Source organism: Kitasatospora sp. DSM 101779, assembly GCF_025655475.1.
In the GTDB taxonomy this organism is placed as follows: Bacteria; Actinomycetota; Actinomycetes; order Streptomycetales; family Streptomycetaceae; genus Kitasatospora.
Map to the genome: position 1 here is coordinate 3,609,433 of NZ_JAHTIK010000001.1, position 11,740 is coordinate 3,621,172.

Consider the following 11,740-nt stretch of genomic DNA (forward strand, 5'->3'; position numbering starts at 1 on the left):
CCCGGCGCCTCAGAGTTCGACGGCCTGCTTGAGGTCGATCTCCACCGGGAACGGCACCGCCGTGACCAGCAGTCCTTCGTGGACGGCCACCGGCAGGTAGACGCCCTGCCCCTCGTCCAGCCGGAACTCGTGGACGACCGGGAGGCCGTCGTCGCCGCGTTCGACCCGCCAGTAGGAGGGGATGCCCTTCTCCGCGTACATCCCGGGTTTGCGGAAGCGGTCTGCGGTACGTGTGCCGTGGGAGACCACCTCGACCGCCAGAGCCACGTTCCCCGGAGGAACGCACTCCGCCTCAAAGACGTCGAGTCCGGTCTTGTCGAAGACCACGACATCGGGCTTGACCGGGTTGTACTCGTCGATCAACACGCACCGCTCGACGTTCGCCGCATAAGGTGCGACCCGTGCGGTGCGCACGGCCACGAACAGGCTGTCCCGCACCTGGTCGTGCCAGAGATTCGTCTGCCCCCGGACCACGATGACTCCGTCCACCAGATCCCATTCGAACGGCAGGTCAAGGTCCTTGACCTGCTCGTACGTCCAGCCCTGGGACGGCGGATGCATCCAGTCGATCGGCTCGGCGGTCATCGCCACCTCCCTCACTGCACTCATGCTAACCAGCATGGGGGTGGCGCGAGGATGCAGAAGCGTTCCGCCGGATTGCAACCTCCGTTCGGGTCTCAGTAGCCGAAGGCGCGGGCCGTGTTCTCGGCGATCGCGGTGGCCATCTCGTCCTCGGTGAGGCCGCGGTGGGCGGCCATCGCGCGGAGGGTGACCGGGATCAGGTAGGGGGCGTTGGGGCGGCCGCGGAAGGGGTGCGGGGTGAGGAAGGGGGCGTCCGTCTCGATCAGGACGCGGTCGAGCGGGGTCACCGCGAGGGCCTCGCGCAGGGCGTGGTTGGCCTTGTAGGTCACCGGGCCGGCGAAGGAGAGGTACCAGCCGTGCTCGGCGCAGACCTTGGCCATCTCGGCGTCGCCGGAGTAGCAGTGGAAGACGGTGCGCTCGGGGGCGCCCTCCTCCAGGAGCAGGGCGATGACGTCCTCGTGGGCGTCCCGGTCGTGGATGACCAGGGCCTTGCCGTGCCGCTTGGCGATCTCGATGTGGCGGCGGAAGGACTCCTTCTGGATGTCCACGCCCTCCGGGCCGGTGCGGAAGTAGTCGAGGCCGGTCTCGCCGACCGCCTTGACCTGCGGCAGGGCGGCGAGGGCGTCGATCTCGGCGAGCGCCTCGTCGAGGGCGGCGGCACCGCCGGGCGCCCGGTGCTGTCCGGACCAGCCGTCGGGGTCGCCGAGGAAGATCCGCGGCGCCTCGTTGGGATGCAGGGCGACGGCCGCGTGCACGGCCTCGAACTCGGCGGCGAGCTCCGCCGCCCAGCGCGAGCCGCGCACGTCGCAGCCGACCTGGACGACCGTGGTCACCCCGACCGAGGCGGCCTTGGCGAGGCCCTCGGCGGGGGTGCCGTTCTGCATGTCCAGGTGGGTGTGCGAGTCGGCCACCGCCACGGCCAGGGGGTCCGGCAGCGGCGGCGGGGTCGACCGGTCGTCGTCCTTCTTGGCCATCAGGAGGCGGGCTTCTCTTCCAGGCGGGGGAACAGGATGTCGCCCTTGGTGACGGTGGCGCCGGCGGGCAGCCGGCCCCAGTCGGCGACGGTGGCGATGGTCTGGTCGGCGAGCGCGCCGAGCGACTCCTCCGCGCCGAGCGAGTCCCACAGCTTGGCGGAGGTCGCCGGCATCACCGGGTTGAGCAGCACGGCGGTGGCGCGCAGCGCCTCGGCGGCGGTGTAGAGGATGGTGGCGAGGCGGGCCTGCCCCTCCTCGGAGCCCGCGGCGGAGCCGCCCTCCCCGAATGCGGTCTTGGCGACCTTCCACGGCTCCTGCTCGGTGAGGTAGCCGTTGACCAGCTTGACGAAGTCGAAGACGGCGGCGATGCCGCCGGCGAAGTCCAGCTCCTCGCCGATCTTCCTGTCGGCCTCGGCCGCGGCCTTGGCCAGGCCGTCCACGACGGCCTGCTCGGCGGCGCCGGCGGCGGTGGCCGCGGGCAGCGTGCCCCCGTAGTACTTGCCGACCATGGCGGCCACGCGCGAGGCCAGGTTGCCGAAGTCGTTGGCGAGCTCGGAGGTGTACCGGGCGGTGAAGTCCTCCCAGGAGAACGAGCCGTCGGTGCCGAACGGGATCGCCCGCAGGAAGTAGTAGCGGTACGCGTCCACGCCGAAGTGCGAGGTGAGGTCGGTGGGCGCGATGCCGGTCAGGTTGGACTTGGACATCTTCTCGCCGCCGACCATCAGCCAGCCGTTGGCGACGACCCGCTTGGGCAGCGGCAGGCCCGCGGCCATCAGCATGGCCGGCCAGATGACCGCGTGGAAGCGGAGGATGTCCTTGCCGACCAGGTGGACGGAGGCCGGCCACAGCTCGGCGAAGCGCTCCGGGTCGGCGCCGTAGCCGGCGGCGGTGATGTAGTTCTGCAGCGCGTCGACCCAGACGTAGAGGACGTGCTTCTCGTCCCAGGGCAGCGGCACGCCCCAGTTGAAGGTGGAGCGGGAGATCGAGAGGTCCTGGAGGCCCTGCTCGACGAAGCGCAGCACCTCGTTGCGGGCGGTGGCGGGCGCGATGAAGTCCGGGTTGGCCGCGTAGAACTCCAGCAGCTTCGGGCCGTAGGCGGAGAGGCGGAAGAAGTAGTTCTCCTCCTCCAGCCACTCGACCGGGCGCTTGTGGATCGGGCAGAGCTTCTCGTCCTCGGTGGCGCCGGGGAGCAGCTCGTTGGGGAGCTTGTACTCCTCGCAGCCGACGCAGTACGGGCCGGAGTAGCCGCCCTTGTAGATCTCGCCCTTGTCGTGGAGGTCCTGGACGAACTCCTGCACGCGGTCGGTGTGCCGCTGCTGGGTGGTGCGGATGAAGTCGTCGTTGGCGATGTCCAGGTGCTGCCAGAGCGGCTTCCAGGCCTCTTCGACCAGCTTGTCGCACCACTCCTGCGGGGTGACGCCGTTGGCCTCGGCGGTCCGCATGATCTTCTGGCCGTGCTCGTCCGTACCGGTGAGGTACCAGACGTTCTCGCCGCGCTGGCGGTGCCAGCGGGTGAGGACGTCGCCCGCGACCGTGGTGTACGCGTGGCCCAGGTGCGGGCGGTCGTTCACGTAGTAGATCGGGGTGGTGACGTAGTACGCCGAGCGCGGGGCGTCGGTGGTGCTGTGGTCTTCAGTGGCCGCCATGCCACCGAATCTTAGTCGCGCGAAGGAACCGCCCTCGACCGATTACCGGCCCGGGGCGGCCCCTCGGCGTTCGCGGCGGGCCGGGCGGGCCGGGTTCAGTCGGCGCGGTGGCCGAAGAAGCCGAACCAGCGGCGGCGCTGCCCGGCGGGCACCGCGTGCTGCTGTTCCTCGGGCGCCGTGCGCCGCTTCTCCTCGGGTTCGGGGTGGCTCTGGTAGCCGGGCGCGTGGTGCACCTGGCCCTCGGCACCGGCCACCCGGCCCTCGCGCATGATCCGGACCTTGTGGCCGCCGCAGCCCGGGCAGGTGGGCTCGCGCAGCGGCGAGGGCACCCGGACGCCGTTCGCCTTGTACTCGAAGACGATGCGGCCCTCCCGGTCCACGTGGTGCTCGATGTCGTACGCCTGCTCCCAGCCGTAGCCGCAGCTCAGGCACGCGAAGGAGTACGCCTCCCGGACGGTCTCGACCTTCGGGGGCCGTCGGGTGGTCAGTCCGACGCCGCTGGGCGTTTCGCCAGTCAGAGGGCTACCGATCGTCTCGCTCATAGCCGTCTCCCAGGTGCCCGCCGGACGGTCGTCCGGCTCGGGTCTTCCATCTCGGACAATGCCCGCGCGGGCCGGTTTCCCACCCGACTTGTCAAGTCTTGGACGTGCGTTGGGAAGACCTGTACGCAGCCGGTGAAACGCGGGCACTGCCGGGGTGCTTCCCTCCACGGTACGCGCGGCACCCCCCGGGAGCACGCCTGGTCAGCCCGCGTTCTTCGCGGCCACCACGGCGTCGAAGACCTCGCGCTTGGGCAGGCCGAGCTCCGCGGCGACGGCCGCGATGGCCTCCTTGCGGCGCTCGCCCGCCTCCTCCCGGACGGCGACCCGGCGGGCGAGCTCGGCGGGGCCGACCGCCTCGGGCGCGGCGGGCGGGGCGCCGGCCACCACCACGGTGATCTCGCCCTTGACGCCGTCGGCGGCCCAGGCGGCCAGCTCGGCGAGCGGGCCGCGGCGGACCTCCTCGTAGGTCTTGGTGAGTTCGCGGCAGACCGCGCCGGGGCGGTCGCCGCCGAACGCCTCGGCCATCGCGGCGAGCGTCTCGGCGATCCGGTGCGGGGCCTCGAAGAAGACCATGGTGCGCGGCTCGGCGGCGATCGTGGCGAGCTGGCGGGCCCGGTCGCCGGCCTTGCGGGGCAGGAAGCCCTCGAAGGTGAAGCGGTCGACCGGCAGGCCGGAGAGCGCGAGCGCGGTGAGCACCGCGGACGGGCCGGGCACCGCGGTGACCCGGATGCCGGCCGCGACGGCCGCGTCGACCAGCCGGTAGCCGGGGTCGGAGACCGAGGGCATGCCGGCGTCGGTGACCAACAGCACCCGGGCGCCGCCGCGCAGCGCCTCGACGAGTTCGGGGGTGCGGGCGACCTCGTTGCCCTCGAAGTACGACACCACCCGGCCGGTCGGGGCGACGCCGAGCGCCTGGGTCAGCCGGCGCAGCCGCCGGGTGTCCTCGGCGGCGACGACGTCGGCCTCGGCGAGCTCGGTGAGCAGCCTGGGCGGGGCGTCGCCCACGTCGCCGATGGGGGTTCCTGCCAGCACGAGTACACCTGTCACGGGCACCATCCTCCCAGGGCCGGGCGAGTGCCGGGCCACGACCTGCACGGCCGGGCGAACGGTGACGAACCGGGCGGCTTCGCGGGGAGGTCCGGAGGGGCCCTCCTCCTTCGCGGGGAGCGCCCCTACGATGTGGCGCGTGAGCGGCGACACGGCATCCGAGGCGCCTGGGGGCGCGGACCACACCGACCAGGGCGGCGTGGCGCTGCTGAGCGCGTCCACGGCGGCGCCCGGCGGCGCACCCGCGGTTCCGGGCGTGCCCGGGCCGCGCGGCCCGGAGCCGGAGCGGCCGTTCTGGCAGCGGCGGCTGGAGCGCGCGGGGTACCGCGCGGCGGAGCCGGTGCCGGTGGCGCAGCGGCTGGTGCCGCCGATGCCGGACGGCCCGGGAGTGACCCCCGCGGTGGTGCCGCCCTCCCCCGTGCTGCTGCAGCTGGGGCTGCACCTGGAGGACCGGCTGTGGTCGTGGCTGTGCCGCTGGTCGGGCTGGATCGGTCCGGTGCTGGTGGCGGTCTTCGGCGGCCTGCTGCGGTTCTGGCACCTGGGCACGCCGAAGGCGCTGATCTTCGACGAGACGTACTACGCCAAGGACGCGTACTCGCTCTGGCGTGGCGGCTACGAGACCAGCTGGGCGGACGACGCCAACAACCTGATCACCTCGGGGCACCCGACGGTGCCGTACCGGACGGACCCGGCGTACATCGTCCATCCGCCGGTCGGCAAGTGGATCATCGGCCTGGGTGAGCAGTTCTTCGGGATGAACCCGCTGGGCTGGCGGTTCATGACGGCGGTGCTCGGCACCCTGTCGATCCTGATGATCGCCCGGATCGGACGGCGGCTGTTCCGCTCGACGCTGCTGGGCTGCGTGGCCGGCCTGCTACTGGCGGTCGACGGCCTGCACTTCGTGATGAGCCGGACGGCGCTGCTCGACCTGGTGGTGATGTTCTGGTTCCTGGCGGCGTTCGGCTTCCTGCTGCTGGACCGCGACCGGACGCGGGGCATCGTCGCGCGCCGGCTGGAGGGCGGCGCCGGCCCGGACTGGGTGTTCCTGGGCTGGCGGCCGTACCGGCTGGCGGCGGGCGTCTCGCTGGGCCTGATGACCGCGACCAAGTGGAGCGGCCTGTACGCGCTGCTGGCCTTCGCGGTGATGAGCGTGCTCTGGGACGCCTCGACCCGCCGGACCGCGGGCGGCCGCCACTGGGTGCTGTGGGGCGCGTTCGACGCCGTGGTGGCGCTGCCGCTGCTCCTCGTGGTGACCGCCGGGGTGTACCTGGTCTCCTGGACGGGCTGGTTCCTCAGCAGCGCGGTCCCCGGCAAGGGCGGCTACGGCCGGGACTGGGCGGAGCACCGGGCCGGCCTGTCGCCGGACCACCTGCTGGGCCTGCCGCTGCCGCAGTACGACGTGAGCTGGGTCCCGTCCGGCCTGCGCAGCCTGTGGCACTACCACGCCACCATGTACGACTTCCACGTCCACCTGACCAGCCCGCACACCTACCAGTCGAACCCGTGGAGCTGGCTGCTGCTCGGCCGGCCGGTCTCCTTCTTCTACGAGTCCCCGAAGACCGGCCAGGCGGGCTGCACGGCGACCGAGTGCGCCCGCGAGGTGCTGGGCATCGGCACCCCGGTGCTGTGGTGGGCCGGCATCGCGGCGCTGGCGTACTGCCTGTACCGCTGGGCGATGCGGCGCGACTGGCGGGCCGGGGCGGTCCTGTGCGGGGTGGCCGCGGGCTACCTGCCGTGGTTCGGCTACCAGCAGCGCACGATCTTCCTGTTCTACGCGGTCGCCTTCGTGCCGTTCCTCGTGCTGGCGGTGACCATGATGATCGGCGCCCTGCTCGGCCCGGCCGGGGCCGGCCGGGACCGCCGGCTGGTCGGCGGCGCGGCGGCCGGACTGCTCGTTTTCGCGGTCATGTGGAACTTTCTGTACTTCCATCCCCTGTATACGGGGGAGACGATCCCGATGGACGACTGGCGGGCCAGGATGTGGTTCACCAGCTGGATCTGACCGCCGCCCGCGGGCAACGGATGTGTCACGAGTGACCGATGTGTCGTGGGTGCACACACGTTCCGTGTTCTACCGTGGGTGCGGTCGGCCACAGTCGGGGCTACACCGTGGGGGGACACCGTGCACAAGGGCGTGAAGATCGGCATCGGCGGCGTCTGCGTGGCGATGCTGGGGGTCGGCGGCTACGGCGCCTACAACATCGCCGCCGCGCTGACCGGCGACGGCGACAAGCCGAAGGGGCCGCGCACGGTCGTCGCGGGTTCGCCGACCGAGGAGCAGGCCGCGCAGGCCGCCAAGGCATTCCTGGCCGCGTGGTCCAAGGGCGACCTGGAGGCGGCGGGCAAGGAGACCGACCGGCCGGACACCGCCAACGCCGCCCTGGCGGCGTTCCGGAGCAAACTCAAGCCGACGGCGGTCACCATGACGGCGGGCGGCCCGACCGGGGGCCCGGCGGGCGCCCCCGTCCAGACCTCGGCCGGTGCGGCCAAGGCGGTCATGCTGTCCTTCTCCGCCAAGGTCGAGTTCGCCGGCTCCGGCAAGCCGTGGACGTACAGCGGCGTGCTGCCGATGGTGAAGATGAGCGACGGCAAGGCCGCCGTGCAGTGGGGCCCCGCGGTCGTGCACCCGCACCTGGCGGTGGGCAAGACGCTCGACGTCAAGCCGGTGTTCGCGCAGGCCGCACAGGTCACCGACCGCAAGGGCCGCCAGCTGACCGCCTTCCCCTCGCTGCTCGGACTGCTGGACGTCTTCAAGCAGGGCACCGCCGGCGACCCCGCCGACGCCGGCAGCGGCGTGGTGATCTCGGACGACGCCGGCAAGGCCAAGCCGGAGCAGCTCTTCGTGATCACCGAGCCCAAGCCGGTGCCCTCGCTGAAGCTGACCCTGGACGCCACCCTGCAGAAGGCCGCCGAGGACGCGGTGAAGGAGCAGGCCAAGGCCGGCACGCACAAGGCCTCGCTGGTCGCGATCGAGCCCAGCACCGGCAACGTCCTGGCCTTCGCCAACGCCCCGGCCGACGGGCAGAACCGGGCCTTCGTCGGCGGTACCGCGCCCGGCTCCACCATGAAGGTGGTCACCGGTGCGGCCCTGCTGGAGGCCGGGGTCACCCCGCAGACCCCGATCGCCTGCCCGCCCACCACCACGGCCGGCGGGCAGACCGTGTCGAACGACTTCCCCGAGGCCCACCCGGAGTACACCTTCCGGCAGGACTTCGCGCAGTCCTGCAACACGGCCTTCATCAACACCGGCCACGACAGGCTGCAGCCCGACAGCCTGCCGAAGATCGCCAAGGAGGTCTTCGGCCTGGGCCTCGTCTGGCACACCGGTCTGCCGGCCTTCGACACCGACATCCCGGTGCCGTCCAACATCAACGGCGCGCTGCCGGAGTTCATCGGCCAGGGCGCGATCCGCACCAACCCGCTGGCGATGGCCTCCGTCTCGGCGACCGTGCAGAGCGGCACCTTCCGCCAGCCCGTCCTGGTGTCGGGCAAGACGGACGTGGCCAAGGCCTCCCGCACCCTCGACCCGAAGGTGCTGGCCGACCTGCGCTCGCTGATGCGGGCCGTGGTGACCGAGGGCACCGCCCGCGAGCCCATGGCCGGGATCAGCGACGTCTACGCCAAGACCGGCACCGCCGAGGTCGACGGCAAGGGGACGAACAGCTGGTTCACCGCCTACCGCGGCGACCTCGCGGTGTCCGCGGAGGTCGAGGGCGGCGGGCACGGCTCGCAGGCGGCCGCGCCGGCCGCCGCCAAGCTGCTGCGGATCGGCAACGGCGGCTGATCCACCGCGGGGAGTGGGTGCACCACCAGGGGCTTGTGGGGGGCACCTCCCGGCCGGAGGCTGGGGAGAACCGCGCGATGAGGATGCGGGCCACCGTACGGGTCACGGCTCGGCCCGTGCTGTCGGGACACCCGCTCCCGGACTGCGCAGTTCCCCGCGCCCCTGGTGGTGCACCCAGACGCGTCTAGCCGTAAACGGCGGCGACGTTGTCCGCGGCCGGGTGCGCCCGGGCGGCCGGCCCGGCGGCGAAGGCGGTGAGGACGTTCTCGGTGACCCGGCGCACCAGGTCGCCCGTCCGGCCGTCCATGCCGTGGTTGCCGTGCCCGCCGGGGCCCTGTGCGTCCAGCGCCTCGACCCAGCGCATGGTGCCGCTGGCGAACACCCCGGCGCCGCTCGGCGCCGTCCAGTAGGCGGTGTCGGCGAAGGACCGCCGGCCGTCGCAGACCACCGGGGAGTGCGCGACGATCTCGATCGGGCGCGGGGTGGGGAAGGCGGTGTTCACCCGGTCGTACTCGACGCCGACCAGGTGCGCGAAGGCGTCGCCGGCCTTCGCCCCCGTCCCGGCGAACAGCCAGTGGCCGGGCTCGGTGACCACGTAGGGGGCGTCCACCGGGTAGCCGTCGTAGATCACCCCGAGCAGCGAGCTCTCCGGGTCGGCGTCCGGCGCGGCCCGGAAGTCGTTGGTGGCAAGGTGGCCGGCCCGGCGGCCCGGGTCCTCCTGCCAGGCGCCCTTGTAGCAAACCACCGTGCGGTCCGGGCCGAGCGCGGACGGCTCGTAGCGGACCCGGCGGAAGCAGCAGTTCGCGCCCAGCACCGCCAGGTTGGTGCCGGCGTCCCGGGCCGCGGCGACGTGCGCGCGCTGCTCGGGTGACCAGTACTCGTCGTGGCCGAGCGAGAGCACCGCCCTCGCGCCGTTCAGCAGCTGCGCGTCGCGGGCCAGGTCGACGGTGGTGGTGTACGCCAGGGGCAGGCCGAGCCGCTCGGCGAGGGCGATCAGCGGCGCCTCGTACACCAGGAAGAGCCCGGCGCCGTCGGCGTAGCGGTAGGGACGGTCGAAGGTGACCTGGAGCGAACGGGTGGCCAGGCCGCCGGTCGGGCCGTTGTAGAGGTTGTGGCCGCCCCACTCGTTGTAGGCCTGCCAGGTGGTGACGGCGTTGACCACCACCGTCCGGCCCGCGGCGGCCCGGGAGCGGACGGTGACCGGGACGTACCGCTGGGCGGAGCCGTCCTCGGCGTCCAGCCGCAGCAGGTAGCTGCCCTCGGGCCAGCCGCGGGTCTGCACGGTGGTGGTGCGGCGCCAGCCGGCGCGGACCTGCCGGGTGGCCGCGTCCACCTCCGGGTCCGGCTGGCGGGTGCCGGGCAGAGCGTCCGAGTGCCAGACCAGCCGGGCGCGGGCGCCGCCGTACCAGCCCATCCGGTAGGCACGGATCCGGAAGCCGGGCACCGTGGTGGAGACGTACAGGCCGAACGGCTCGCCGGGCAGCACGCTCACCCGGTCGGCGAAGCCCTCGATCGCCTCGGCGGAGCCCGGCCGGGTGATCCGCCAGTCCGGGTCGCCGGGCCGCGCGTTCTCGGCCGCGGTGGCGGAGGGAGCGGGGCGGGCCGCGGAGGACGTCCCGGTGTCGGCGGAGGGCGCGCTGCCCGCCGTGGAGCCACAGCCGGCGGTGGCGGCCGCCGAGGCCGCCGCGGCGCCGACCGCGAGTCCGAGGAAGCGCCGGCGGTCGGTGCCCGCCGGTCCGTCGCTGTGCGCCATCCGCCGCCCTCCCTGCCGTGCCGGCCGTCCCGGCACGAGTGTTGTGGATCATCGTGGCGCAGGGCGCGGGACACGCCGGACGGTGGGGTCGGACCTGGGGTCCGGCGCCGGATCCGACCTCGTCCGCGGCCGGGCTCAGACCTGGACGAGTCCGGTGCGCGGGGGCAGGGCGGCCGGCTCCGCCGTCCTCCAGGACAGTGTCCGGGAGGCCAGCCGCGGCCAGATCACCAGGACGGCCGGCAGCGCCAGGTAGCCGAACCGCCCGGCCGGGGCGAGCACGAACGCTATCGCCAGGCCCGCGGCCAGCAGGTCGCAGGCGGCGATCGCCGACGTCGGCGGGTAGGCCAGCAGCCACAGCGCCACGGCGAGGCCGCCCAGGCAGAGCAGGGTGAGCGAGATGGTGTGCCCGGTCGGGCCGAGGCCCGCCAGCACCTTGCCGGGCAGCGGGCTGCCGGCCGGGGTCTGCACGGCGGCCAGGCCCAGCGGGAAGCGGACCACCTGCTCGCGCATCTCCCGCCCGTCGAGCAGCGCGAACGGCAGCACCACCGCCGCCGAGGCCCCGATCGCGATCAGCGCGGCCCGGGCGGCGGGCAGCCTGCCGTACAGCCGCCAGATCAGCAGGGCGGCCACCGGCAGGGCCGGCCAGGCCGTCCACTTGAGGGTGCAGGCGAGCGCCAGCACCACCCCGGCGCCGGTGGCGCGGCCGCGGGCGGCCAGGGCCATGGCGAGGCAGCAGACGCCGATCAGCGGCAGGTCCACTCCGCCGACGGCGAGGGCCAGTCCGATCAGCGGGGAGGCGGTCAGCACGGCGAGCGGCAGCAGCGGGGCACGGTCGTGGGCGGGCCTCAGCAGCCACCAGCTGCCCAGCATGCAGCCGAGGAAGGTCAGCGCGAACCAGATCCGGGCGTCGCCGAGCAGCACGGCCGCTGGCCCCGTGCTGCCGAGCACCGCCCGCGGCAGGCCGAACAGCACCATCGTCGGCAGGTACGGGTTGTAGTCGGCCGCCCGGACGGGGGCGGCCAGGTACGGGTCGCCGGAGTGCAGCATCAGGTGGGCGGAGCGCTCGACGACCATCACCTCGGACTGGTGCCGGCCGTGCACCGCGAGCAGCACCAGCGGCAGCAGCACCGCGCCGACCAGCGCCACCGTGGCGGCGGCCCGCGGGGCGATCCGCCGGGGCAGCACCAGGCAGAGCAGCCCGGCGATGCCGTACGCGGGGCCGGCCAGGGTCCCCCAGAAGACCTGGTTGGGCAGGTCCGAGACGAGCGGGAAGGCCGCGGCCCAGCCGGCCGCGATCGCGCAGCCGAGTACCTGGACGCCGCGGTGGCCGGCCAGCCGGCGGGCGGTCGGGCGCCGGACGGACCGGGGGCGGGGCACCCGGGCGGCGGGCACGTCCCCGGCGCCGGGGGCGG

General features: G+C 73.6%; 9 protein-coding genes. 2 read left to right on the plus strand and 7 right to left on the minus strand.

Annotation, left to right across the window (positions count from 1 at the left end; translation table 11 throughout):
• Positions 1 to 9: 9 nt before the first annotated feature.
• The 5 genes from KSNIM_RS16350 to rsmI form a co-directional block, all read right to left on the minus strand.
• Positions 10 to 609 (minus strand): Uma2 family endonuclease, encoded by a 600-nt coding sequence (locus tag KSNIM_RS16350; protein WP_263103948.1) that lies wholly within the window; start codon positions 607 to 609, stop codon positions 10 to 12.
• Positions 610 to 677: 68 nt separating this feature from the next.
• Positions 678 to 1,556 carry a TatD family hydrolase gene (locus KSNIM_RS16355; RefSeq protein WP_263103949.1) on the minus strand — a complete coding sequence of 293 codons (879 nt, stop codon included), beginning with the start codon at positions 1,554 to 1,556 and terminating at the stop codon, positions 678 to 680.
• Entirely contained in the window at positions 1,556 to 3,202 is a 1,647-nt protein-coding gene (gene metG / locus KSNIM_RS16360; RefSeq protein ID WP_263103950.1) for a methionine--tRNA ligase, read from the minus strand. The genes KSNIM_RS16355 and metG overlap by 1 nt, the downstream gene beginning before the upstream one ends.
• Positions 3,203 to 3,297: 95 nt before the next feature.
• The gene (locus KSNIM_RS16365) at positions 3,298 to 3,744 is read right to left on the minus strand and encodes a hypothetical protein (RefSeq protein ID WP_263103951.1); all 447 of its coding nucleotides are present in this window, start codon (positions 3,742 to 3,744) and stop codon (positions 3,298 to 3,300) included.
• A gap of 201 nt (positions 3,745 to 3,945) precedes the next feature.
• Positions 3,946 to 4,791 carry a 16S rRNA (cytidine(1402)-2'-O)-methyltransferase gene (rsmI, locus tag KSNIM_RS16370; protein WP_263103952.1) on the minus strand — a complete coding sequence of 282 codons (846 nt, stop codon included), beginning with the start codon at positions 4,789 to 4,791 and terminating at the stop codon, positions 3,946 to 3,948.
• A 130-nt stretch (positions 4,792 to 4,921) separates the two neighbouring features.
• Between rsmI and KSNIM_RS16375 the strand changes: the two genes are divergently transcribed.
• Positions 4,922 to 6,793, plus strand: coding sequence for a dolichyl-phosphate-mannose--protein mannosyltransferase (locus KSNIM_RS16375; protein ID WP_263103953.1), 1,872 nt, complete (start codon positions 4,922 to 4,924; stop codon positions 6,791 to 6,793).
• A gap of 120 nt (positions 6,794 to 6,913) precedes the next feature.
• Positions 6,914 to 8,575: a penicillin-binding transpeptidase domain-containing protein gene (locus KSNIM_RS16380; RefSeq protein WP_263103954.1), complete on the plus strand. Its 1,662-nt coding sequence runs from the start codon at positions 6,914 to 6,916 to the stop codon at positions 8,573 to 8,575.
• A 184-nt stretch (positions 8,576 to 8,759) separates the two neighbouring features.
• Here the strand turns inward: KSNIM_RS16380 and KSNIM_RS16385 are convergent, their stop codons facing one another.
• Entirely contained in the window at positions 8,760 to 10,328 is a 1,569-nt protein-coding gene (locus KSNIM_RS16385) for a N,N-dimethylformamidase beta subunit family domain-containing protein (protein ID WP_263103955.1), read from the minus strand.
• Positions 10,329 to 10,463: 135 nt separating this feature from the next.
• Positions 10,464 to 11,740, minus strand: a 1,277-nt coding sequence (locus tag KSNIM_RS16390) for a hypothetical protein (protein ID WP_263103956.1), incomplete at its 5' end; no start/stop codon positions are given.

Bases quoted from the DNA above. Each gene is read 5' to 3' on its own strand.
- KSNIM_RS16350 (WP_263103948.1), bottom strand. From the start codon at position 609: ATGAGTGCAGTGAGGGAGGTGGCGATGACCGCCGAGCCGATCGACTGG.
- KSNIM_RS16355 (WP_263103949.1), bottom strand. From the start codon at position 1,556: ATGGCCAAGAAGGACGACGACCGGTCGACCCCGCCGCCGCTGCCGGAC.
- metG (WP_263103950.1), bottom strand. From the start codon at position 3,202: ATGGCGGCCACTGAAGACCACAGCACCACCGACGCCCCGCGCTCGGCG.
- KSNIM_RS16365 (WP_263103951.1), bottom strand. From the start codon at position 3,744: ATGAGCGAGACGATCGGTAGCCCTCTGACTGGCGAAACGCCCAGCGGC.
- KSNIM_RS16375 (WP_263103953.1), top strand. From the start codon at position 4,922: ATGTGGCGCGTGAGCGGCGACACGGCATCCGAGGCGCCTGGGGGCGCG.
- KSNIM_RS16385 (WP_263103955.1), bottom strand. From the start codon at position 10,328: ATGGCGCACAGCGACGGACCGGCGGGCACCGACCGCCGGCGCTTCCTC.